Below are 23,850 nucleotides of genomic sequence, written 5' to 3' on the forward strand. Positions count from 1 at the left end.
TGCTACTTTCGTGCGAATACCGGCGCCGCTTGTTCTGAAACGTCCACCTCCATCTCCAACTGTCTGTTGCGCTTGCGCAGCTCGACCGGCTCGTTCTGCTCAGGGGTGCGGTTGTCGGCGGCTTTCGTGGAGCCGCTGTCGCGGATGCCCTGGACCCAACGGTGCAGCGTGGAATGCGAGATGTCGTACTCGTCCTTGATCTCGCGCGCCGGCTTGCCGTTCTCGTAAAGCCGCACGATCTGCCGTTTGAACGACTCCTCGTAGTGGCGAGGATGCTTCGGGTCGGCCACCGTCGGCCTCCAACCTCATGTCAATCGTCCCTCATCGGACCGTCTAATACATTGTAGCCAATCCACGGCCGGCGTGCCCGTGGACCTGCAACGGATGGAGGACGCGCAGGCGTTCCAGGCCGCGCACGGCGACGACGCCACGTTCTTCGTGGACTCGCGGCTCACCGGCCAATGGACGGGCTACGACCACGACAGGATCGTTGACGCCGTGATGTGCGCGCCGGTCAACGGCGTGGACGACGCCGCCTCCCGGATCAGCTTCCTCAAGGACCAGGGCCTGCCGGAATCCTCGCACGCGGACAACAAGGCCACGGGCGAGGAACCCAGCACACTGAGCGAGACCGAACGCACCGAGAACGCGGACGCCGCGCCAATCGTCGAAATCCCCGCGCCCGTGGAGGAACACGCGAGACCCGCCGGCCAGGAACGGCCTCCGGCACCCGAGCCCGAGACCGCAGGAGGCAGCGACCTGACGACCGGAGAGCCCGACGGGCACGAGGAGACGCCGCTCGACCTGAACGAACCCGAGTCCTGGTCCGGGCCCGACCCGTTCGGCGAATTCTCTCCCGCCATAGAATCCTCCATGAACCCCGCAGGCCAGTACATGCCCGACTCGGCCAACGTCTCGCTGCCGGAGGCCCCGGCCCTGCGGCCCAAGACGAACGGGAACGCACGCTGATGTCTCTACCCGAAGACCGAAAGGCCGTATCGCGGCCATCGTTGTTATGATTATCGCGTTACGGCCTTTCCCGTTCATTGCACTGATGCACTTTCTACGAGAAGGATGCTTTGTTTATAACCTCAATCGCCCTTGAATCAACAAAATGATAAGCCAGACATACGTCATGATGGTAGGACGCTAGGGCTCCGATATACTCACCGTCGGTACGGTCGAAATTATAAACGAAAATTTCCGGACTCAAAGCCTCACCGACCCATGATTGCCCATGGAGTGCTCCACCACCGAAACGAATTGGATTCCTTGAGCAATCTAAGAAACGCAACGGCATGGACAGGCCAGTCCCGACAAGCTTCGCCACAGATTCTTTGCGCACCCACATATAGAGGAACGCGTCATAATCAGAACCGACCAAAACTTGTTCTGATGCGGTCAGCACTGTATAGGGAATATACGGCACAGCTTTATGACATTGTTCAATATCGACACCGATGGGGTAGTCGGATTTCGCAACAATGACACGGGTGCCGGAATGCGATATGGAAAACCAACCTTTGGAAGTGTCTGAAAACTTGGGTTTGCCGTAAGCCGAAAGCGTAATCATATCACCGCAAAGCAATTCTTCCAACGGAATACCGAAGGCATGAGCTACAAGCCATCGCCCGGTAAGGGTCTGCGCTTGCGACATTCGATTGGTCATGCCAATGACACGGCAGGAAAATGAATTTTCTGATTCACGCAATATAGATTCGCAATCATGGTAGATGGAAGGAATCACCGATGTTTCATAGCAGTCCACGACTAGTCCTGTGCCAGAACGATGGCTTTCACTGTCGAGAATCGAGGATAGCGTTTTAATCATGACGTAAGTAAGGTATTCGGAATATCATCCAATTGAGTTATAGCAAGGGGACTATGACGCGGTGCCATTTCGTTGACGTATCGGCACAACGTGGTATTGGGACCAATCTCGATGATTGAATTACCATCCGGGTTCGGCCTAACCCCGCCAGCAGTGAGAAGAGACGGCAACGTTGACACAAAATCCGTGGGACGCACAATCTGCTCCGTTAATCGCGAAGTCCATGACGGTATGTCTTTGATTGACTGATCCACATACACATATTCCGCTGCATGACTGTCAAAGTGTTTGCACTCAGGGTTGAAAGCGGCAGCGGCCGATTTCAACAACTTGGTATGAAACGCTCCACAAACCTGCACGTCAACAGATCGTATGTTCATCATGTTAAACAACTCTTTCGCTTGCGCCAACGCACTGGTGGTTCCCCCGATAACGGTCTCGCCGAATGAATTATAATTGGCTGGATATATATGACCACCGAGACGAGTGACGATTTCGCATACATACGCTATGGCCTCTGTATCATAGGTCATCACTGCCATCATGCCAGAATCAACCGCTTCACTGCAATGCTGCATACATAATCCACGGGAAATGACCATATGCAATAGCTCCTCATAGGGGCTCACTGCCGCAGCATACAATGCTGTATACAATCCCAGACTATGCCCATAATAGAGATTCCCCGTTGGAGTCATTGCATGGCCTGATCGCCGATCAAGTTCGTCGAAAAGCAATGACTCATAAACAAAAATAATCGGCTGCATGTACCACGTCTCCGTCGCATGTCCGTATGCGAACATGGAAGGGATGTCAGAGAACCCTAATAGTTCAGACAACTCTTGGAACCTTTGGATTCCTGCGGTATTGGATAAGATGCTTCGCAAAGCTGACGAGGAAGGCATGGCCCCTTGTCCGTCAAACAGGATGATGTGTGTCATGCACAGTTCTCCTTATGCAGCATTCGCGCGGATATGATCTGTAACTCATCGTGCAGCACGCGTCGTAATGTTGCACTGTTGTCCGGATCACTAAATATCGAATAATGATCACCAGGAATAGGCACCACGTGGAGGGCCTTGCAGTACCGCGTCCATTGTTCGGCACGATACGGCTGCATTCGGACGAACTTGTATGCCGCGTCGCTCAACGGCTGACGTGCATACAGCAGAGTTATGCCAACGTCCATATCTGGCAGAAGATGCTGGTCACACAGCGCTTGATGGTTGGCCACCCATACATGAAACATGCGTTTGATCACTGAGTCAGTGAATGTCTCGGGGATGCTTCCACGTGTACGTAGCTCACGTATAGCATGATCAAGTGTCTGGAAATTATGTGTATCGAAGATATCTCCTCTGCCGTTTCCGGTGATGAACCCCCATATTTCCGGGAAGTGATTGACATAATCACGCATAGACAACTGCGATTGTGCGTAAGCCTCGGGAACGATACTGTCGATGAATATCAGCTCCTTCACCTGCACGCCATTCCGGCGAAGCTCGGAGGCCACGGCAAGAGCTAGATTGCCACCGAGGGAATAACCACCCAACGCTAACGGTTGCTGGAGGTCATGGTGATCCATGATGTAGCACGCGTATCGCTTCGCCATATCTTGAACCGAACTGACCGGCTCCATATCTTGGGGGAACGCGATACCGAAAACATTGAACGGCACGTCCAGATTGTCGAATAGCTTACGGTAACAGAATATACTGCCGCCGGCTGGGTGAATCATATATAAGGAAGAAGCCTGCCCTCCTGTACTAATGGGTATGATAGAGGGTACCGTCTGCCCAGGGACACGTAGATGTTTGGCAAGCCTAGCGGGGGTATCCATGATCTGCAACAATGTCGGATCCACATCAAGGTTGAGCGTTGCGCCGATTTGCGCAGCGATGGAAACCGCAGTAAGCGAGTCACTGCACAGGTCGGAGAACCTGTCGTCAGAATGCACCTGCACACCGATAAATTCTGACCATATGCGGATAATCTCATCCAGTATGCTGGTGCCTGACGATTTTGTCGGCACAGGATTGTTGGAGGTCTTGCTATAAATCTTGCATGACGGTTTCACCCAGAACTCTTTACCTTGGAACATAAGGTAAGGGAGAGGCACTACTTTCCCCTCCGGTATCAAAGGCTTTAATATGTCATTACGCCCATTCTCTAGCCATTGCCGCGCCAGCTCGTTGTGGCAGGCCGGCACAACATGGCATGCAGCATAATCCTCCAAACTTAGAGCCAAATCATCGACATCCCCGACAGAGAAACAGATACGATTAGGCAATTCCCCTAATCTTCGGTAACACGTATAGGCTATATCCTCCAACGATGGAGTGTGCGCGCGGATATACTGTGCCACACTGAGGCATAGTTGGCGCAGATACCGGTCATTGACCGCATTCAACACTATGACAACTGGTGCGGTTGATGCGGTTATACAATGGTCCGTTATTTTTGCAGTAGACGCATCGTCGAATTTTGAGAGGATACAATGCACATTTGTGCCGCCAAGACCCAACGCTGTCACAGCCATATGGGACTGAGCATTCGTCAGAGGAACATTATGCGCGGGAATGCCGATATGCGAAGCATCGATTGCAAGATGAGGGTTTGGCGTATGATAGTTGATTTGTCGAGGAAGAATACCGTTGCTGAGACTCATAACAACTTTAATCACACCGGTGATTCCAGCTGCCGCGTCAAGATGTCCAATGTTAGCTTTGACAGATCCAATCAGCAGATTGTCCGTCCGATGCTTAGTCTCGTATCCGTCTTGGATACCTCGGAATTCAATCGGATCGCCCAATGCGGTACCCGTGCCATGAGTCTCAACATAGCAGATGTCGTTCATGGTCAGATGTGTCTTGGAAAGCGCTTTTCGTATGACATCGACCTGTCCTTGCACAGAAGGCGCAGTGAACCCAATTTTACGGTTACCGTCATTGTTAATGCCTATGCCTTCGACGATGGCATGCACATGGTTATGATCACGTAGTGCATCATCCAGTTTTTGTATGACAATGACAGAACATCCACTGCTGCGGACCATACCGTCCGCGCTTCTGTCGAACGGCGATACCGTTCCGGAAGCGGAGAACGTCGAACCGTTTAAGTGTGTATAGCCAGCCATATGGGGTAACACCAGTCCAACGCCGCCGACTACAGCTATATCGCATTCATTGGATTCCAAGCTGTGGATGGCGTAATTGAGACATGTAAGCGAAGAGGAGCATGCGGTTTGCATTGCAAGGCTCGGGCCGGTGAGATTCAACTTGTAGGACACGCGTGTAGCCAAGAAATCTGCGCTGTTGCCAATGAGCGTCGCATAATCGTAGCCATCAGGAGTAATGCGCCCACTGGTCGTCAGATTATTCCTGACATAAGTGCTGTCCGACAAACATGCGAATACTCCTACCTGGTCAACGATGTGAAACGGATCGTATCCAGCGTGTTGTAAGGCTTGGTAAGAACATTGCAGAAATATCCGGTGCTGCGGGTCTGTAATTTGTGCTTCCGCAGGGGTCATGCCGAAGAATTCGTTATCGAAATACTTGTAACGACGCAATCGTGTACCAAACGGCTTGTATGACGGATCATGGATGGTCGCCTCGTCGATTCCAGATCTGCGAAGTTCCGAGTCGCTGAATCGTACGATTGAATTGCGGCCATCCAATAGATTGCGATAGAGCTGTTGCGGCGAATCCGCATCAGGGTATAAACCGGAAAAGCCAATGATGGCGATGCTGCTCATAAGCTCGAATCTCCTTGATTCAAATCGGTGTCCGTCATTTTTTGCAAGGCTAGTCCATCAATGAATTCCGCCATCGCCTGAGGAGTGGTATACGTAAATAAATCAATCATGCCCACATCTTTTTCGGTTAGTTTGAATGTCTGCAATATAAGCGCGTAGGTTTTCGCCAATAATAGTGATGACCCTCCCACCTCAAAGAACCGATCATCAGGTTGCACGTTCGGAATACCGAGAACTTTCCGCCAGATGTCCATCATCCGTTTGAGAGTCGTTTGTGAACTGGACTGCTCAGCCAAGTCAGTAACACTGGAAATGTCAGGAGTCGGAAGCTCGTCGATGTCAACCTTGCCGTTCACGGTCAAGGGGATATGGTCAATAGGCACCAGAAACGCGGGGATCATATATGGCTGAAGGTGTTGCTTGAGAAAGGTGCGCAATGATTGTGAATCTATATCCAGGTATCTATCACTTACGTAATAGCCGATGATGCGTTTGTCGCCATCAGCGAATTGACGCACCGTCACTACGCAATCGGCGCAACCGTGATACTTGTTTATCGCGGTCTTTATTTCGCCAATTTCAATGCGGTGCCCACTAATTTTAACCTGAGAGTCATTCCTTGCAACATAAATCAAGTCACCTTTACTGTTGAGATACGTCATGTCATGGCTGTGGAACACCGGGCCAGGTATGTTGGCATCGCCGCAGAATGCATCAGAATGCCGGCGGAAATACCCATCACTGACAGCGACGCCGCCGAGGACCAGTTCGCCGAGGAACCCCTCTGGTGCCACATGGCCGCTTATAGTGCGCACATAGCAATATGTGTTGGGAAATGGGCGACCAATGACGCCATTGACTTTCCGCTTGCGGTCGTCTAATACTGCATGGGTTGAAAGCACAGTAGCCTCAGTTACGCCATACAAAGAGACGATGACTGTACCGTATTGTCGGTATTTCGCAATCCAAGCATCACACATGTGTGCATGGATGTACTCACCACCGAGAAAGAGGTAACGGATACATGATAGCGAATGATTTTCAACAGTCTCTTCATGTGTCTGCATATTTGAGAAGCTGGAAGGAGTCTGACTAAACATAGTCACTTGATGCTCCACCAACAGTTTGCGTACCTCATCGGGATACATTTTGATGTTCGGAGGAACGATGACAACTCTCCCCCCGGATGTGAGTGGCGCGAACATCTCCCATATGGAGTAATCGAAACTATATGAATGGAACATGGTCCAAACATCCATTTCGTCATACTCGAATCGCGACGAGGCCGCGTCGAATAATGAGACCATACTCGCATGGCGGACCGGCACACCTTTGGGAACACCGGTGGATCCCGAAGTGAACAGGATATACGCCAAATCCTCAGCATGGCACCGTGGCGTATAAGGACCGTCATCGTATTGGGCCGCAAAAGACAGACATGAGGCAATTGTCCCCATGTAATTGTGACCGGAACAGGAATCGCCAATGATAGCGTAATCAGTTAACTGATCCATGATGAGGCGTTTACGACTGTCCGGCATAACGCTGTCCACCGGCACATACACTTTGCCTGCTTTAAATATGCCTAAAATCAAAGGCGCCAGATAAGCACTCACCGGTTCGGACACGATGACATATCGTGCTTCGACGTGCCGGCAAAGAAAACGTGCCAGCCGATTGCTGATGTGCTCAACATCGGCGTAGGTAAGCTGTGTCTGTTTATAGATAACGGCAACGGCTTCAGGGCGAATGGCGGCATGGGCTGCGACCATTGAGCACACAGTGGCGGCGGAACAACGGAATTCCATTCCATCGCCGTTAATACTGGACAACATGGCGCGTTCTTCTTCGTCGTTGAGCAGGCTGATATCCCCGAGGCGTATCCGTCCGTTACATGATACTTCTTCGCAGAATCGCGCGATGTAACGTCCGAACGGGATATCGCGGTACATTCCGTTACTCTCGTTCAATACAATTAATTCGTTGCCGTCGCGTTCAATACGAATTGAAACAGGGAACATACTCGACTCATTCGGGAGGTCGATCCGATTAATAGTCACATCGGGTAGATTGAGCGTCTGGAAATGAGTGTAATATGTTATAGCGCATTGTGGAGCAATGACACCGGGCAAACTTAGCACATCGGCATTCTGATGTTCCGATAGTATGCGTAAATCATGCTGGATGCGTTCAAGATAATAGTCAAACGATTCATCTGGATCTATCGTGATGTGTAATGGCAGTGTATTGACATATAGTCCAATGTCGTCCAGTCGCTTTTTAGGCCTATTAGCATAGGGAATCGCAACGCCGACAGAATCAACATGAGTTAGCTGCCCGATAAGGAATGCATATGCGGACAGTAGGACCGCAAATGTCGTTGCACCGTGAATTTCGGCAATTTCAGAAGCGACCTTCCCGCATATACATTCGCGGTGCCCGATAAGTGGTTTAAGCGCGTGCTCATTGCCGTCACATACTATATTGTCATTGCCGAAATCGATATTCGAGTCTAGAGCATTCAGTACAAGACTAGCCTGGTCCGTCGCCGTTTTCCGGGACCAAGCGTCTACGTAATCGAGATATGTGTCGTTGCGCACACGCCTATCCAAAGGCTTCACATAGGCATGTTCCACCTTAAGAAGAAACGCATCAAGGCTGAACGCATCGAAGATTGCATGACTTATGTGCATGAAAAACAGCACGCGGTGTTCGACTTCGATGATGGATAATTCAGCGAGAGCCTCTCCAGTAAACGAGAATGGGATCCGTGCCTGCCTTTTCAGCTGATCAAGTACGTGTTCGTAACTGTTATGCGCAATTATATGTCGAACTAGGATGTGCTCTTTGGCAAAGAATTGCTTCCACTGTCCGCTTGTGGTGTCGATGCGAATGGTGAACGCCGGACATTGATCAACTGCTGACTGGATTGCATCGCGCATATATACGACATCAATGTCACCGCACAGTGAGAACAGATAGTTGAGATTATAGGCATCACTGTCTTGATGAATGCGTTGAAAGCTGATGATCTGCTTTTGCAGCGGAGTAAACGTAGATGTCTGATCATGAATCATTTTCGTGCACCTCGGGTTGCAACGTTGGATGAGAGCATACAACGCTATGGGTCATAGGGCCGGTTCTGATAGTTGACGACTCAGTTTAAATTTATATCCGTATTTGTAATCTCCATTGGCCGAGCGGGCCAATTTTCTGATGACATGGTGAACGGGCTTGCCGATGAGCTTGTCCACATCATCGAGACAATCCACCAGTTCAGACATGACGACTGGCCCTTCTTCCAGCTTAACTCCAACCATGATGCGGATGGCGTCTTCTCGGAATCCCATAATTCTAGTCGGAGGAAGGAGTTGTCGGCTAACGTTGATGAGGGTGCCTTTGCCGCTGAACGTGAACGGTTGGACGTCAAGAGAATGACACTGCGTGCAGACGAATCTCTTGGGGAAGAACATGCGCTTGCAATGCGGGCAGACGGTGCCAACCATACGATGAAGCCCATCGTATTCGTGCCATTGCCTGAGTGATGATTCGACGGTGGGATTGCTGAGTTGTTCGGAATACTGATTTGCCATGATATTTCACTTACTCGTTGGTCATAACGACAGATACGCAATGGGCGAATCCTCCGCCCACATAGGTGGACACGCCCCATCTGGGCTGATGCAGACGATATCCTCGTGCGGTGCCGTTGAGCTGCTGCACGATTTCGATGATTGGATAGAGGCCAGCGGTTCCTCCGGCAAATCCGCGACCGATATTACCACCGTCTGTATTGACTGCAACACGACCGTCAGGGCCGCATTCCCCGGACAGAACAAAGTCAACGGCTTGTCCTTCTGGACAAATTCCTGCGGCTTCCAATGAAACGAATTCAGACGCAACTTGGTCGTAGATACCGATGGTATCGACATCGGACGGGGCAATTCCAGCCTCTCGGTATGCTTTGTCGCACGCGATGGATAAGGGGAATCCGTTACCTGCACTGCTGAGGGCCGGGTCGTCATATCCGTTAAGTAATGTGGCATCATAGCGATGCCCGACATAATGCGAAGTGGTGATATAGGCGCGACCTTGTACAAATACAGGATTGGCGCAAATGCGTTTGGCTACTTCTTCCGAGGCAAGAATCAATGCCGCTGATCCTTCACCAGGTTTCATGAAGCTACCAAACATAGGCATGCCGGCAAGTTCTTTATCAGTGGGAACCGGCTTGCCATACCACCACGCGGCAGGATGTTTACTTCCCATAGTCCGGGCAAACTTGCCATACGCCATTAGGCCCGCTGCTCTTTTTTCAGCTGGGATGTTGTATCGGGCGAAGTACTCGCGTTGCATCAGCACTGCATCTATGTGAGAGTATCCAAGATTGTAGTCATACATCGAGTCAGAACTAATTAGAGCATAATCAAAAAAGGGCAATACATCACTGGATTTTTCAAATCCGGCGACCAATGCTATGTCGCATTCCTTGCTGGCGATGAGTTGACATCCTTGCATAAACGCTGTATGTCCGCTGGCACAATTTGATGCGTTGATGAACCCGGGAATGGGCGAGAGCGCTAATGCATCGTTGAGCGTAGCAGAAACGCCACCGTATCCGATTTCGCATTCTCCTGTGTAGGAGAACGAACTTCCCTTGATGTCGGTTGCTTCGATCTTCGCATCCCGGATCGCCTTATAAACGGATTCCACAAGCAACTGCTTGAAACTTTTATCCGGATGGCTTATCCCAGGATTATCGACCATACCTGTTCCGATAATCGCAACACGATTTGTCATGAATATTCCTTGTCTGTATATGAGGATCAGTTCGTGTCCTCTCTGGTGAGCTGATTAGTTGAATGTCCCGATGGTAATGTTCGGCGAAGAGAGTTTGTACTCATTTTTGAGCGCGATGGGATATTTGACGTTTATGGTTTCGTCAAGTATGCCGGTCACGGTGCTGACCAAGTTGCGCTGGTATTCAGTGACGTGCTCCGTGGCAGTCAATCCCAACACATCGGCACCAGCGTTGTGACCGTAAGCACACAGCAAGATGTTGCTGCCCGGTTCACAGATCTCCAGTACCTTGGCCAATGCGATGAGAGGGACCGCCGATCCTAAATCACCTGTAGTCGAAGCGAACAATGTGGGCAGGATGCGCTCTTTGTCGATGTGCAGGTGACGTGCCAATTGCAATGACTGTCCAACATGTTCTTGGGGTAGGATGACGTAGTTAAAATCGTTGACTGTCATGGCTTGTTCGGCCATGAATCGTTGCAGCGCTGTTGTGATGTGACGCATCATACCGATATGCGTGGTGCCTGAATCCATCGGCATCAGGCCGCGAATATAACGTTCGTCCTCGGGACGGCCGAATTCCGGGAAATTGGAATTACAGCTGGAGACTTTGAAGATTTCAGCGATGACGTTCTGATCACTTATCAAAAGGGCACCTGCTCCCGCTCCTTCATATGATTCACGCAGGTCGCCGGGAGCAGTATGACGGCATAAGCTATCGGATCCCACAGCCAAGGCCTGATGCGCCAGTCCACTAGATATATACGCATAGGCATTGGTCAAAGCCATGATGCCAGAACGCTCGGCGGCGGACACGTCTTGGGATGTGTACGCATTGGATGCGGTGAGCATGTCCATCAGGGCGTTGGCACACCCCCTATACAGTTCCGGAGCCGTAACAGTGCCGAAGAACACTGCATCGACATCTGACGGGTCAGCTCTTGCGTTATCCATGCAATTATGAGAGGCTTCATGTGCCAACGTCAGGGTGTCTTCGTCGCTTCCTAAAGAAGTTCGGCATTCCGTTCCGAATTGTTTGACGATTAGATCAGCCGATGTGTTATTCCACTGTGATACGGTGTCGATCACCGGCAATCTTCGGATTGGCACGGAGATTCCTGCAGAGCTGATTCCTATAGTCATAGATTCCTCTTTTCTTACTATTCGACGCTTTTCAGCGCGGACGAGAGATCGATGTTGGCGATTCGTTTCGCGATGACGAGTTCGATAATCAGCATGTTGCATAACACGAACAGGGCCGACAACGCGATGTATGGTGTGGGAAGATATGCGAAAAATTGCGCGTCCTTGGAATCGGCGACGGACACATATGCGTTCAGGAAGCCTATGCCCAGGGGGATGCCGAGGGTTGTGCCCAGAATCCAAGTGACGAAGCTGTCTTTGAGCATGATGGACCGGATTTCCTTGATGTGGAAGCCGAGCACTCGCATGGTTGCGTATTCCCGGTATCGTTCGATGTAGTTCAGTGTGCCGATGCTGTACAGGATGAACCATTCCAGCAGTACCGCGAAAACCATCAGCAATGTCAGGATGCTTTGGAAGGTGTCCAGCACTTTGTTGGCCTGCGCCTTGTCCCATGCGAGGGAGTCCACCCGCTGCACCGCCGGATGGTTATCAACGGAACTGGGCACGCGGCCATTGACCATGATGCTGGTGGGGTGGAACGTTTCGCCGAGGTTCTTCCAATATGCTGAACTGAGGTATATGCCTTGCGGGCTGCTGACGCGCACGATGTCGATAACGGTCATGATGACCGGTTCTGACATGCTGGCCGAGTCGACGCTAATAGTGTCGCCACTGGTGACTCCGAGAGCTTTCGACAGTCCTTCAGAAATGTACGCACCATCGGTTTGCGTAGTGATTGGCATAGATTCGCGCTTGTCGTCACGTGCCGTGAGGAATATGCCGGGTGTGGCGATGGACATGACGGATGACTGTTCGTGATGCGCCGTTGTAACAGTGATGGGCAGTTGTTCGAGGCTTTGCGCGTTATCCGGCAAGCCGCTCATGATTGTGTCGTAATCTGTGTCGGTATATCCGTTGGCAAGCTGGATTTGCCGACCGTAGCGGAATACGTCGCCATATGTCATATCGTTGGTGGCGGTGAGCGAGAGACGCACACCGAAGCTTGCCATCACCAGAACGGTCGCGCCGATAATCGCCACGACGGAGATGCCTTCTTTGACCATGGAACGTGATTTATCCCGCATGATCCAGTGCCATTGCCAGTGTTGTTGGCTGTCGCGGCGCGGGTTGCGCGGTGTTGATCGCATGGTGCCGACGCCGCGCATGGTGTTCGTGTCTAGGATCATGGCGGGCGTCAGGCGGGTGATGCGGAATGCTGGAATGATGGAGGCGATGCTGCTGGCGATGATGATGCCTAGTATCATGAGCCAGCTGGCGTTGTCGATGCGGACCTGCCAATGGGGAAGATTGAACAGGAACCGTTGTTTGTCCAGAAACAGCCGTCCCAGAAGCGCAGGTCCGAGGAACAGGCCGAGGAGGGCGCTGGGAAGCGTTGCGATAATCGCATATATCTGATATCCGAAGATCAGGGCGCTGCGAGATATGCCCAGCGCTCTCATCAGTCCCAATGAGCTGCGCTGGCTGTTGACCAGTCGGCTGATAGTGGTGATGGTGGTCAGCGTCACCAATACAATCATCAACGTGGAGAACATGTACGACATGCGATACATGCTCGCGGTTTTGGCTTGGAACTTCGAAATCTCGGTTTTGGCGTCGCGGCCTTGCACGCTGACGGCTGCGTTGCCTAGCGTGTCTCGAACGGAACTGGCGATGCAGCCGGTATCGCAGCCAGGTTCGGCTTTGACCGCTATGCTGTTGATGCGGTCCAAAGTCACGGGCAGCGATGCACGATTAGTGTATGCGTACCCGTAGCGGTCGTGATTCGCCACCATGTCGTTCATTGGGCTGGTGTAGCCGATGTACTCCGGACTGGCGATGAGGCCCCGTACAGTCAATGCGATCGGGGACTTGTTTACATTGATGGTGACTGTATCCCCGGTGCTGATGTGATTGGCGTCGGCGAAGTTCTTGTCAATCCAGATGGAGTTCTTTTTCTTAGTGTCGAATTGTTCGCCGTCATTGACGAGTGGGCGGGACACTTCGTTGGAGTCTTTGAGGTTGACGGTGAGCAGCTTGTTCGCTCCGCTACGTTTCATCGAGGCGGTGACGATCAGCGATCCGTCGGCATGCGACACGTGCTTGGCATTGTTGACTTCATCGGTGAGCGTCGCACCTGCGGATCGCACGCTCACCCACGCATCGGCCAAGTTGGTTTGCATAGACCATCGTTCGAATTCGTAGCTCATGCCGTGGGCCGCAGACAACAGTCCTGAGAAAACGAATAGGGTAAGGAACACGAGCACTGCTATGGCGCTTAGGGACATTGCGTTGGTTCTGCAATCCCTCAGTATTTTCTTGAGCATAGAAGACGCCTACCACTGGATTTGGGTAATGGATTCCGGATTGTTGTTTCGCTGCACGGATTCGGTTTTGCCGTCTTTGATGGTGACGACCACATCGGCGATTCGCGCAATCGATGAATTATGCGTTACCACAATCACGGTTTTGCGGTATTGGCGAGACATCCGCATCAGAAGTTTTAGGACCGACTGTCCGGTTTTGGAATCCAACGCGCCTGTAGGTTCGTCGCACAGCAGCAGCTGCGGGTTCTTGCACAGGGCTCGCGCAATGGCCACACGTTGGAGCTGGCCGCCGGACAATTCTTGTGGGAAGGCATGGATTTTCTCGCCGAGACCAACGTCGGAGAGGACGGCTTGCGGATCGAAATTCTTTCCGCCGAAGCGTGCGACCATTTCCACATTTTCTAGAATGGTGAGGTTGGGGATGATGTTATAGAATTGGAACACAAAGCCGATGGAGTTGCGGCGATACTGTGTCAAGGCGCGTTCCCTCATGTCGGATATATCAGTGCCATCGACTGTGATGGAACCTGATGTGGGTGAGTCCATGCCGCCCAACATGTTGAGCAGCGTGGACTTTCCCGCGCCGCTCTGCCCAAGGACCACACAGAAATCACCCTCGTCGAGGGAGAAGCTGACATGATCCAAGGCCATAGTCTGCACGTCATTGCTGTTGTATTGTTTAGTCAGATTGATGACGTCAATGAACGACATGGTGTTTCTCCTTGCATAAGCTTTAGGATCCCGACTAGCAGTCGCTTGATGGACTGGAAGGTCGGCGTATCCGGTATGGTGTCGGGATTCGCAAATTTCTCACGCAGTATGCCGTTGAGCCCGTATACGATGAAGCATGACAGCTCATGCACATCCACCGCGGCCTCACGCGACGCGACGCCTTTCCTTTCCAGCAATTCGTTAATGATGTGTTCCGCCATAGGAATCTCTTCCGTCATCATGGTCATGCTGATGGTATCTAGAATCTGCTTGTTATCACCATGGTCCAGAAGATTGCGATACCTGTTGAAGTCGCATTCCACTGATTCGATGAGACGGTCAATCTTCCGTTCGGGATCGAGTGTTTCGTCGCGTACGATGCTCCATCGCTGGTCTAACTGCTGCTTGACGATGCGCTGCATGGCCGCTTCGTAGATATCCTGCTTTGACGCGAAATAGTAATAGAACAGGCCGGGGCCCGACGCGTCAGCCTCCTGAATGATGCTCCGGATGGACAGGCCTTCATACCCTTTCTCCAAAAGCATGCGTGAAGCTATGTCAATCATCTGCTCTTTGCGTTTGTCGTACTTAAGCATCCAAGCTCCCTGTCCCGCACATTAATTGAACGATGTTCAAAAATACTACTACGGCACCACAGTCACGTCAACGCATTGGCTTTATTTCACGCCCTTCTCTCCGCTGTCAGCGTAAATAGAGATGGAAATCGGCGACCGCTGCACAAGCCGAGAGGTGATCCAGCAACCACCGATTATCTTCCGCGCATTCATCGCAACAGTTCCCGACAGTGGGCGCACGAGCAAGAGACACGCTACGAGCCACCCCCTCTAGGCCGCTCCGCGTGCCAGCGTCCTGTAACGACGGACGGCTCGACGTCCAACATTCCCATTACGCGACTGCCGTCTCACCTTCGCCTACAAACAGTCCACTGGACTGACTGCTTCACGGCTCAATCGTCTGAGGAGACAGCTCGCCCATTATGGACAATGAATCAACGTCCTCTGGCTTTCGTTCATGTCCGTGGCCGTTCTCCACAGGCCGTCCTGCGTAAGCCCGTAGCGTTCGCGCAGCATGTCGAACGTGTGCAGGCCCTCGCGCATCGCTGCCCGGTATTCGTCGTCGTCCGCCGCGCTGTTGAGGTTGGCGGCGATGGCGAACGTTTCGGATACGAGGCGTTCCATGTCGTGCGTGGACAGATTCTCCGGGTGTCTTTCTCGTCCGTCATCGAGGAAGGGCGGGCGGTTCTCCATCGCGGCGCGCCATTCCTGGACGGCGAGGCTGCGGCTTCTGGCATCGTCCGCCCAGTCATCGCGCAGTCGTTTCAATCGCATGTCGTCGCCGAGCTCGAAGGCGTTGAACCGTTCCATCCGCCCATCCGTGCTATGCCACGTGATCCGGTAGCCGACCACGGGGTGGCCTATAGGAACTTTTGTGGTGCTTTAGGTCTGGTTCTCGGCGTCAGTCGGTGCCGTTGGGATATCGCGTGCCGGTGTGGAATTCGTTCCAGTCGACACCGATCCCGCATGCGGGCGAGACGTCGCCTTCCGGTTCGGGCGACGTCGCTTTCCCGTCCTCCAGCGGATCGTCGGAAATGAACGATTCCGGCCGCGGGTGCGCGGTCTTCATGTAGCACACCCATTCGCACGCGCGGAGCATGTGCTCCTCGGGCAGTCCGCGGTGGTTGCGCAACACGTTCTTGACAACCGAGTTGACGCCACCCTCCAGCCGGTTCGTGGTGCGGGCCACCGGCCCACCCGCGGCAAGCGCTGGCTCGAGAAAGGCGAAGAGCTTCCCCTCGCGGAACAGTTTCTCCAACCGCCGGCAGCGGCGCAGCTCCCCGTGCGTCCACCACCACACACGTCCGGACGCCTTGGGGTTGGCGGGGTCGTCCCTCGCGAAGATGCGTTCGGCGATGAATCCTTTCCAGCGTTCGTGCCAGGCGTTCAGCGCCTCGCCCCATCCGACGGCCTCCTCGGCGGTTTCCACGCCGGCCGGCGGGCCGGACAGTTTTTTCAATTCCCTGCCGGCCTGGAGTCTGGGTCTGGAGGTCAGGTCGGTGCGGGTGTTGCGTTGCACATGCACCAGACGGCGATGGATCCGGGTGCCGGGCCACGCCTCCAGGCACGCCGCCTCCGCGCCGCGCAGCCCGTCGGTGATCAGCACGTCGGGCGTGGGGATCCCGGAGAACAGGGCCAGGTAGGCGGCCTTGGACTCGTGCGCGCACCACTGGAAGGCGAGGACTTCTCCGCTCTCGCCGTCGATGGCGATGATCAGGCACCAGTCGTGGCCCATGTACGTGCCGTCGGCCATGACCGCGTGGCGCTTCGCGTCCGTCGGGGCGATGCGCGGCCGGATTGACCAGCACCATGCGATCCGCTTGCGCAGGGCGCGCGCGTCGCCCGTGGATTCCGACGCCGTCTGGGACGACGGCCCCAGCAGCCATGAGAGGAATTCCTCCAGCGTCTGCGCCCGTCTGCGGCCGCGCTGCGGCATCGTCGAGCTCAGCCGGCAGGCCCGGCATTTCCACCGTTGCGTGCCCTTGCCGGTCCGTCCGTTCTTCTTCATCGCACGCCCGCATACCGGGCATTTCTTCGCTTTGTTGGATGGCGTTCTCACACCATCCAGCCCACCACCGGGAGCACATCATTTTCCACGCGGGGAAAAAGACATGCCGACACGCCTACTCATACAAGGCCAGACCTCGATCATAAGCACCACAAAAGTTCCTATAGGCCCTGTCTATGGGTGGCCAGTTCCTCACCCAAGGCATCCAGTCCGACAAAAAGTTTCTGGCATTGGCCGGCTTGTAACGTCCTGAATCTTCCACCCACTGGGGAACCTTCCCGCCAAGAAGGCAGTTGGCGTACGGATTGTTCCCGCGGGTGGGTGTTTTGGGGACTCGGGAGGCGGGCTATTCTCTAACACGCATGCAGGAGACCTCGAATTTGCGCGTTTGACGGAGACTCTGCTACCGGTTGCGAGGATCCAGCGGATCACGGTCATCGTAGAATGCGTAGATATCCAGACCAAGTTCCTCCACGGGCAAAACTTAAGATTTTCCCAGCAAACGGCGTTTACCATGAACACGCAAGCAAGAAAAACACGGCAAATCATGGAAGGGAGTCCATATGTGCACTGGTGTTCGTTTCTCCGACGATGAGGGAAACACATATTTCGGCCGTAATCTCGACTGGAGCTTCTCCTACGGCGAGACCATTCTGGTCACTCCGCGAGGCTACCAGTACGACTATGTGTATGGGGCCGAAGGCAAGAACGAACCGAATGCGGTGATCGGCGTGGGCGTGGTCATGGCCGACCGCCCCATGTATTTCGACTGCGCCAACGAGCATGGTCTGGCCATTGCCGGACTGAACTTCCCCGGATACGCCTCCTTTGCACACGAGCCGGTCGAAGGAACCGAAAACGTCGCTACCTTCGAATTCCCGCTGTGGGTGGCGCGCAATTTCGACAGTGTCGACGAAGTCGAAGAAGCGTTGAAGAACGTGACGCTCGTTTCGCAGGTCGTGCCCGGCCAGCAGGAGTCCCTGCTGCACTGGTTCATTGGTGACGGCACCCGAAGCATCGTCGTCGAGCAGATGGCTGATGGCATGCACGTTCATCATGACGATGTGGATGTGCTCACCAACCAGCCGACCTTCGACTTCCATATGGAAAACCTGCGCAACTACATGTGCGTGAGCAACGAAATGGCGGAGCCGACCACTTGGGGCAAAGCGAAACTGAGCGCATGGGGTGCCGGCGTGAGCATGCACGGCATTCCCGGTGACGTGAGTTCGCCGTCGCGTTTCGTACGCGTTGCCTACACCAACACGCACTATCCACAGCAGAACAATGAGTCCGCCAATGTGTCTCGTCTGTTCCACACGCTGGCTTCCGTACAGATGGCTGACGGCATGTCCAAGATGGGCAACGACCAGTTCGAGCGCACACTGTTCACCAGCGGTTATTCCGGAAAGACTAACACGTATTACATGAACACGTATGAGGATCCGGCGATTCGCTCGTTTGCCATGTCCGACTTCGACATGGATTCGAGCGAGCTGATCACCGCCGATTGATTCCGGGAATTTCGAGTTCGAAGATTCCAGTTCCGAAGATTCCACAGCAATCGCACTACGTGAACAGTATAAAAGGGCACAACGTCGTAACCGTCGTTGTGCCCTTTTAATCAGTAAAACTGATGAGATTTGATTAAAAAATTAAAATGGTCGAGGCATGCTTTCGAACGTACTTTCAGGCGTTTTCTTCGTTATGTTCCTTATGCGAGGAAGCGAATCGCGACAGAACACCTGACTTACGTAAAGCGCAATACATTCCCCAAGAACCGAAACCGGCGAATGCCACCGCGCTAAGCAGCTCGCAAATAGTGCCGATGATGCCTCGCGGGCTGAAAAACGTGAATGCCTGATAGTAGAAGAACAGCAGGTAGAAGTTGTAGACGATTCCAATCGCCATAGCAGACAGAATGGTGACGCCGAGCGTCCAACGACGGTAGCGGAACAGCGCGAATACCGCTTCTGCGGCTGCCGCCTGCAACAACGCGATCACCACCAGGCTCACACTGTATTTCGTGCCGAGTACCACCTCGACGAACGATGCGACCAAAAGCACGTAGGCCGAAGCTCCCGGCTTGCGCACGATCAGAGAACCCAACGTGGCGGGGAAGTAGAACAAAGCATGAAGTAGCGCCGCTGAACCAGGAAGAATCAAAGTCATCAACGGAAAAAGACCATACGAGAGACCGTCGAACACCCAAAACATCACTCCCGACATCACGCCGACCGCCGCGCCGACCGCGATATCGACCACACGCCATGTGAGGGCCTTGTGTGTTCCTTGGTTTGTTTTCAAAGGCTGCCTTACCTGCTTCGACAGCTTCGCGTCTGTATTATGAATAACGGTTTTAGAGAATGGCTTCGCCATAATGATAATGAATCCTTGCGTTGGTCGATGCCGCGCACCGTGAGTCGGAGATCGCGGCAGTCGCCGTGGGCCGTTCCTCGACCTGCGCGGCTCGGGCAGGAACGACGAAAGGTATTATACGACGTGTTGTTTGCCGAACACGCATCATGGATTTCCCTGTATCCAAAATATCGTTACAAATACTCCAAATCCGGGCGTACGGTCCAGTCCAGTACACCTAATCCGCACGATTTCATTCAACTCAGCAGCATAAGAGCTTTTTGTTGTGAGGTGGCATTCGTCCAAAACAGCGTGATCCTATGTTCCTTACGATGAACACGTAAGTTACGCTTTGCAGACGCAACTTAGCTAATTGTCAGGATTACATGTTCTTTTGCTATGCGACAGCATGCAACACGCCAATTAGACTTCAAGCACTTTAAGTTTTTACAGTGCAGAGTATGAGCACTACAACATGGCATACGATTTGTGAAGCATCCATGATTTCCGGACTTCCCGAATCCACTTTGCGCTACTACGAGCAGATCGGCATCATTGCCCCGATCGCACGTGACCCAAGTTCTGGCCATCGTGCCTACACCGACGAAGACATTCAATCGTTGGTTACTATTTCCTGCTTGTCTGCGACTGGCATGCCGCTTGATGCCATGCGCGAGTATCTGAAAAACCGTTTCGACGGAACCGAAGGTGCGCGCAGGCAAATGGCGCTACTGGACGCGCAGGCGTTGCGCTTGGCCGCAAAAGCCGAAAGCATCCGCATGCAGCAAGCCTATGTTTCCCTCAAAACATTGTATTGGCGTGCCGTGGCGGAAGGCCATGACGACGAAGCGCAACGACTTCTGGAAGAAAACCACGATGTCATCGAAACAGTGAAAAAACAGATTCGTAGCAAGGCTGACGCATAAGTCGAGGCGTCATCGCAGACGTTACCTTAATTCAATTCGTACAACAAAGGAGCAACTCATGAAGGCAGCGATCTTCAAGGGAGTCAAGCAGATGGCATGTGAGGAACATGTCGAACCGACCATCATCGATGGGGGAGACGCCATCATCCGCGTGGTACGCGCATGCGTATGCGGATCCGACCTGTGGTTCTACCGTGACGGTAGCAAGGAGCCCAACACCCAGGCCGGCCATGAAGCCATCGGCGTGGTTGATCAGATCGGCGGCGACGTGACCGTGGCCAAGCCGGGCGATTTCGTGATCGTACCGTTCCCGTTCAGCTGCGGCAAGTGCCCGGTATGCAAGGCCGGTTTCGAATCCAGCTGCCCCCACGGCGGATATTTCGGAGACGAGGGATTGGGCTGCCAGGCGGAATACCTGCGCGTTCCCGAAGCCGACGGCACGCTGGTGGTCGTTCCGGGCGACGCGAAGAGCTTCTCCGACGGAATGCTCGCATCGCTGCTCACCCTCTCTGACGTGATGTCGACCGGTTACCATGCGGCCGCTTCCGCCGAAATCAAGCCGGGAGACACCGCAGTCGTGTTCGGCGACGGTGCGGTCGGCCTGTGCGGAGTGCTGTCCGCCAAGCTGATGGGCGCCACCCGCATCATTTCCATGAGCCGCCATGCCGACCGCCAACGTATCGCACGCGAATTCGGTGCCACCGATTTCGTGGAGGAACGTGGCGACGAGGCCGTGGCCAAGGTACTGGAAATGACTGATGGTTACGGTGCCGACGCCGTGCTTGAATGCGTAGGGTCCGCATTGTCGAACGACACTGCCATGAAGGTTGCGCGTGCGGGCGCTGTAGTCGGACGCGTTGGCTTGCCGCACGGCGTGGAAGCCGATATTCCAGGACTGTTCTACCGCAACGTTGGCCTGCGCGGCGGTCCGGCACCGGTGCGCACGTACGATCTGCAGCGACTGCTCAAGGAAGTGCTCGACGGCAACATCAATCCCGGCATCGTCTACACCTCCGAATACACGCTCGACGATATTCAGGAAGCGTACGCGGCCATGGACGAGCGCCGCACCGTAAAGTCGCTGCTGCGCATCAGCGAGGTCTGAGCAATATACCGACGATAGAATAAGCGCAAATCAAACGAAAGGAAGCAAGTCTTGTTTGAAGAGCTGCACAAACGGATGAATTCGTTCTGGAATAATGACAGGACATTGTCACAAACCGATCCGGAATTCATTGAATTCTTCTCGAATTTCGCTTATGACGAAGTGGTGAACGAACCGGGAGCAAATCATCCTGATTTGGATGACAAGACCCGTTCTTTGGCCATTCTTGCCGTGTTGGTCGGATGCCAAGGCTTGGATGCCTTCGAAATGATGCTGCCGGTGGCCTACGAAACCGGACTATCGTCCATCGCCATCAAGGAAATGGTGTATCAAGCGACCGCATACTGCGGCTTCGGCAAAACTCTGCCGTTCCTGAAGAAGCTCAACAACTTCCTCGGCGCGGCCAACGTGCATCTTCCGCTTGAACCGCAAGGCACCACCACGCCGGAAACGCGTGCCAAGGCGGGTGAAGACAAGCAGATCGAAATCTTCGGTGAAGGAATGCGTGGATTCGCGCAATCCGGTCCCGAAGATACACGGCACATCAACAAGTGGCTTGCCTGCAACTGCTTCGGCGACTACTACACGCGCGGTTGCTTGAGCACGCGTGAGCGTGAAATGATCACGTTGTGCTTCCTCGCCGCGCAGGGTGGTTGCGAACCGCAATTGACGTCTCATGCGAAGGCCAATATGGGCGTGGGCAATGAGAAGGCGCTTCTGATTGCCGTTATTTCGCAGTGCATGCCGTATATCGGATATCCGCGTACATTGAATGCGATTCGTTGCATCAATGATGCCGCCGAGCAGATGCAGGGCTGATTTGCTGTAAGGTTTTACATCGATCGATGCTTCGACAGCTTGCTTGATTCTCGCTCTGATATGGAGGGGGTCGTTTGCCAGTCACGATTGGATTGGCAAACGACCCCCTATATACGTTACTGCTCATATGCGAGCATCACTCGACCCATACGTCCTACTACAGGGAGGATTATTCCACCCACTGGATGAATCTGGACTCTAGAACACTCCTCAGCAATTCAACAGCAATTCAACAAGCTCATTGCGCGCGGCTACGAGACGATTTTGTGGTCGGTGCGGTAAAGGTCAGGCTCTACGTAGATTTCGAAACGGAACCATGGCAATGCGGCACGCACGCTTTGTTCGATCTTGTTCACGGTTTCGACGTCGTAATCGCGGTCGAGTTTGCTGGTCTGCACTTTGACACACAGCAGAATGTCATCCTCAGACATGTGCACAGTCTGCATGTTCAGCAGTCGTTCCACGCCAGGCGTCGAAATAACGGCCTGCTCAATCTCCTTTCGGGTATCAGCGTCAACTGCCTCGCCAATCAGCAATGAACCCGACTTGAACATCAGCAGCAACGATCCCGAGATCAATACAAGACCAACCATCAAACCGCCGATCGCATCGAATATCTCATTGTCGAGCAGAATCGCCAGACCGATGCCAGTTCCTGCGAATGCCAGACCAATCAGGGCAAGCGTGTCTTCCATGATGACGGATGCAAGCTCCGCCGATTTGGTGCGCTTCCAGAAACGGAACACGCCCATGTGGGGTACGCCCGTACGTTCCATGCGCTCGTTCGCTTCCTTGATGCTTTGATGCAGTCCGTAACCTTCCAGACAGGCGCTGATGACCACCACAATGAACGCCACCAGCAGTTCCATCTGGTTGGCATCACGCAACGCGGGATTTGCGGCAATGGCGAGCAGCTTCTTTACCGCTTCCGAAGTGGAGAAGAAACCTCCGACGAAGAACAGCAACGTCGCCACCACGAACGAGGCGAGATACTTGGCCCGATACAACCCGAACGGATGATCGCCGTCCGTTTTATGTTTGGCGAAGCGGCCGCCTACCATGAGTACGATCTCATTGGAGCAGTCGGCGATGGAGTGCACCGATTCGGAAAGCATTGCGGACGATCCGGTGAAGAACGCTGCCGCGAGCTTGGCGATGGCCACGCCAATATTGGCTCCGAGCGCCGCTTTGACGGCCGCACCCTGATGTTCCGTTTCCTGTTGGCGAATATTGTTTGCCGTATTCGCGTTACTGTCGTTCGTACTACTGTCGTTGGAATCTTGCGATTCGTTCATTGCCTTTCCGTTTCTTTCTGGAGTTAATACAGACACATTCAATCATATATAGGGGTGTGATATTCCCGTCGTATTCCGGAGGTGAAATGCCGAAAATGCGTGTAAGGCATGGGTGACTCCCCAATACCGGTAGATTTGCAAAAACCTGCTTTCTGCAACGAGGAGGGATGATTGGGCGGTATGGTTCGGATGTGG

General features: G+C 53.4%; 19 protein-coding genes and 1 pseudogene. 5 read left to right on the forward strand and 15 right to left on the reverse strand.

Features of this window, described 5'->3' with window-relative positions:
- Positions 1-2 precede the first annotated feature (2 nt).
- Complete coding sequence (locus tag AH68_RS10985; RefSeq protein WP_039198310.1) at positions 3-290, reverse strand: transposase; 288 nt, start codon at positions 288-290, stop codon at positions 3-5.
- 94 nt (positions 291-384) lie between these two features.
- Between AH68_RS10985 and AH68_RS05305 the strand changes: the two genes are divergently transcribed.
- Positions 385-969, forward strand: coding sequence for a hypothetical protein (locus AH68_RS05305; RefSeq protein WP_081995880.1), 585 nt, complete (start codon positions 385-387; stop codon positions 967-969).
- A gap of 94 nt (positions 970-1,063) precedes the next feature.
- Here AH68_RS05305 and AH68_RS05310 read toward each other — a convergent pair whose 3' ends face one another.
- The 12 genes and pseudogenes from AH68_RS05310 to AH68_RS05365 form a co-directional block, all read right to left on the reverse strand.
- Positions 1,064-1,831 (reverse strand): 4'-phosphopantetheinyl transferase family protein, encoded by a 768-nt coding sequence (locus AH68_RS05310; RefSeq protein WP_136500273.1) that lies wholly within the window; start codon positions 1,829-1,831, stop codon positions 1,064-1,066.
- Positions 1,828-2,772, reverse strand: a complete 945-nt coding sequence (locus tag AH68_RS05315) for an ACP S-malonyltransferase (RefSeq protein WP_039198314.1) — start codon at positions 2,770-2,772, stop codon at positions 1,828-1,830. The genes AH68_RS05310 and AH68_RS05315 overlap by 4 nt, the downstream gene beginning before the upstream one ends.
- On the reverse strand, positions 2,769-5,588 hold the full coding sequence (locus AH68_RS10095) for a beta-ketoacyl synthase N-terminal-like domain-containing protein (RefSeq protein WP_052189165.1): 2,820 nt from the start codon (positions 5,586-5,588) through the stop codon (positions 2,769-2,771). Before AH68_RS10095 ends, AH68_RS05315 begins: the two co-directional genes overlap by 4 nt.
- Positions 5,585-8,665: an AMP-binding protein gene (locus AH68_RS05325; protein ID WP_039198316.1), complete on the reverse strand. Its 3,081-nt coding sequence runs from the start codon at positions 8,663-8,665 to the stop codon at positions 5,585-5,587. The genes AH68_RS10095 and AH68_RS05325 overlap by 4 nt, the downstream gene beginning before the upstream one ends.
- Before the next feature lie 51 nt (positions 8,666-8,716).
- Complete coding sequence (locus AH68_RS05330; RefSeq protein ID WP_039198318.1) at positions 8,717-9,181, reverse strand: Zn-ribbon domain-containing OB-fold protein; 465 nt, start codon at positions 9,179-9,181, stop codon at positions 8,717-8,719.
- Between the two features lie 10 nt (positions 9,182-9,191).
- The gene (locus tag AH68_RS05335) at positions 9,192-10,388 is read right to left on the reverse strand and encodes a thiolase family protein (protein ID WP_039198320.1); all 1,197 of its coding nucleotides are present in this window, start codon (positions 10,386-10,388) and stop codon (positions 9,192-9,194) included.
- Positions 10,389-10,442: 54 nt separating this feature from the next.
- Positions 10,443-11,531, reverse strand: coding sequence for a thiolase family protein (locus tag AH68_RS05340; RefSeq protein ID WP_158332983.1), 1,089 nt, complete (start codon positions 11,529-11,531; stop codon positions 10,443-10,445).
- Between the two features lie 17 nt (positions 11,532-11,548).
- Positions 11,549-13,819: an ABC transporter permease gene (locus tag AH68_RS05345; protein ID WP_236682352.1), complete on the reverse strand. Its 2,271-nt coding sequence runs from the start codon at positions 13,817-13,819 to the stop codon at positions 11,549-11,551.
- 48 nt (positions 13,820-13,867) lie between these two features.
- A complete protein-coding gene (locus tag AH68_RS05350) occupies positions 13,868-14,569 on the reverse strand; it encodes an ABC transporter ATP-binding protein (protein WP_032744429.1) in 702 nt (233 codons plus the stop codon).
- Entirely contained in the window at positions 14,542-15,165 is a 624-nt protein-coding gene (locus AH68_RS05355; RefSeq protein WP_039198328.1) for a TetR/AcrR family transcriptional regulator, read from the reverse strand. Before AH68_RS05355 ends, AH68_RS05350 begins: the two co-directional genes overlap by 28 nt.
- A 399-nt stretch (positions 15,166-15,564) precedes the next feature.
- Positions 15,565-15,996: pseudogene (locus tag AH68_RS10825) on the reverse strand (relaxase); the annotation flags it as partial.
- A 49-nt stretch (positions 15,997-16,045) separates the two neighbouring features.
- Positions 16,046-17,203, reverse strand: a complete 1,158-nt coding sequence (locus AH68_RS05365) for an IS1249 family transposase (RefSeq protein ID WP_081995882.1) — start codon at positions 17,201-17,203, stop codon at positions 16,046-16,048.
- Positions 17,204-17,715: 512 nt separating this feature from the next.
- On the opposite strand from AH68_RS05365, the gene bsh reads away from it, so the two are divergent.
- Entirely contained in the window at positions 17,716-18,666 is a 951-nt protein-coding gene (gene bsh / locus AH68_RS05370; RefSeq protein WP_039198334.1) for a choloylglycine hydrolase, read from the forward strand.
- A 175-nt stretch (positions 18,667-18,841) separates the two neighbouring features.
- On the opposite strand, the gene AH68_RS05375 is transcribed toward bsh, so the two are convergent.
- Positions 18,842-19,531, reverse strand: coding sequence for an ECF transporter S component (locus AH68_RS05375; RefSeq protein ID WP_039198336.1), 690 nt, complete (start codon positions 19,529-19,531; stop codon positions 18,842-18,844).
- Positions 19,532-19,971: 440 nt separating this feature from the next.
- Between AH68_RS05375 and AH68_RS05380 the strand changes: the two genes are divergently transcribed.
- Genes AH68_RS05380 through AH68_RS05390 form a run of 3 tightly spaced genes read left to right on the forward strand, consistent with a single transcriptional unit; the run spans position 19,972 to position 22,360 of the window.
- Positions 19,972-20,436 carry a MerR family transcriptional regulator gene (locus AH68_RS05380; RefSeq protein WP_081995883.1) on the forward strand — a complete coding sequence of 155 codons (465 nt, stop codon included), beginning with the start codon at positions 19,972-19,974 and terminating at the stop codon, positions 20,434-20,436.
- Positions 20,437-20,494: 58 nt separating this feature from the next.
- On the forward strand, positions 20,495-21,541 hold the full coding sequence (locus AH68_RS05385; RefSeq protein WP_039198338.1) for a zinc-dependent alcohol dehydrogenase family protein: 1,047 nt from the start codon (positions 20,495-20,497) through the stop codon (positions 21,539-21,541).
- Positions 21,542-21,592: 51 nt separating this feature from the next.
- A complete protein-coding gene (locus AH68_RS05390; protein ID WP_039198340.1) occupies positions 21,593-22,360 on the forward strand; it encodes a carboxymuconolactone decarboxylase family protein in 768 nt (255 codons plus the stop codon).
- A gap of 251 nt (positions 22,361-22,611) precedes the next feature.
- Here AH68_RS05390 and AH68_RS05395 read toward each other — a convergent pair whose 3' ends face one another.
- Entirely contained in the window at positions 22,612-23,655 is a 1,044-nt protein-coding gene (locus AH68_RS05395) for a cation diffusion facilitator family transporter (RefSeq protein ID WP_039198342.1), read from the reverse strand.
- Positions 23,656-23,850 lie beyond the last annotated feature (195 nt).

It is taken from the genome of Bifidobacterium catenulatum PV20-2 (genome assembly GCF_000800455.1).
GTDB lineage: Bacteria > Actinomycetota > Actinomycetes > Actinomycetales > Bifidobacteriaceae > Bifidobacterium > Bifidobacterium kashiwanohense_A.

Bases quoted from the DNA above. Each gene is read 5' to 3' on its own strand.
- bsh (WP_039198334.1), top strand. From the start codon at position 17,716: ATGTGCACTGGTGTTCGTTTCTCCGACGATGAGGGAAACACATATTTC.
- AH68_RS05350 (WP_032744429.1), bottom strand. From the start codon at position 14,569: ATGTCGTTCATTGACGTCATCAATCTGACTAAACAATACAACAGCAAT.
- AH68_RS05325 (WP_039198316.1), bottom strand. From the start codon at position 8,665: ATGATTCATGATCAGACATCTACGTTTACTCCGCTGCAAAAGCAGATC.
- AH68_RS10095 (WP_052189165.1), bottom strand. From the start codon at position 5,588: ATGAGCAGCATCGCCATCATTGGCTTTTCCGGTTTATACCCTGATGCG.
- AH68_RS05375 (WP_039198336.1), bottom strand. From the start codon at position 19,531: ATGGCGAAGCCATTCTCTAAAACCGTTATTCATAATACAGACGCGAAG.
- AH68_RS05395 (WP_039198342.1), bottom strand. From the start codon at position 23,655: ATGAACGAATCGCAAGATTCCAACGACAGTAGTACGAACGACAGTAAC.
- AH68_RS05310 (WP_136500273.1), bottom strand. From the start codon at position 1,831: ATGATTAAAACGCTATCCTCGATTCTCGACAGTGAAAGCCATCGTTCT.
- AH68_RS05315 (WP_039198314.1), bottom strand. From the start codon at position 2,772: ATGACACACATCATCCTGTTTGACGGACAAGGGGCCATGCCTTCCTCG.
- AH68_RS05345 (WP_236682352.1), bottom strand. From the start codon at position 13,819: ATGTCCCTAAGCGCCATAGCAGTGCTCGTGTTCCTTACCCTATTCGTT.
- AH68_RS05335 (WP_039198320.1), bottom strand. From the start codon at position 10,388: ATGACAAATCGTGTTGCGATTATCGGAACAGGTATGGTCGATAATCCT.
- AH68_RS05380 (WP_081995883.1), top strand. From the start codon at position 19,972: ATGAGCACTACAACATGGCATACGATTTGTGAAGCATCCATGATTTCC.
- AH68_RS05305 (WP_081995880.1), top strand. From the start codon at position 385: ATGGAGGACGCGCAGGCGTTCCAGGCCGCGCACGGCGACGACGCCACG.
- AH68_RS05355 (WP_039198328.1), bottom strand. From the start codon at position 15,165: ATGCTTAAGTACGACAAACGCAAAGAGCAGATGATTGACATAGCTTCA.
- AH68_RS05340 (WP_158332983.1), bottom strand. From the start codon at position 11,531: ATGACTATAGGAATCAGCTCTGCAGGAATCTCCGTGCCAATCCGAAGA.
- AH68_RS05330 (WP_039198318.1), bottom strand. From the start codon at position 9,181: ATGGCAAATCAGTATTCCGAACAACTCAGCAATCCCACCGTCGAATCA.
- AH68_RS05385 (WP_039198338.1), top strand. From the start codon at position 20,495: ATGAAGGCAGCGATCTTCAAGGGAGTCAAGCAGATGGCATGTGAGGAA.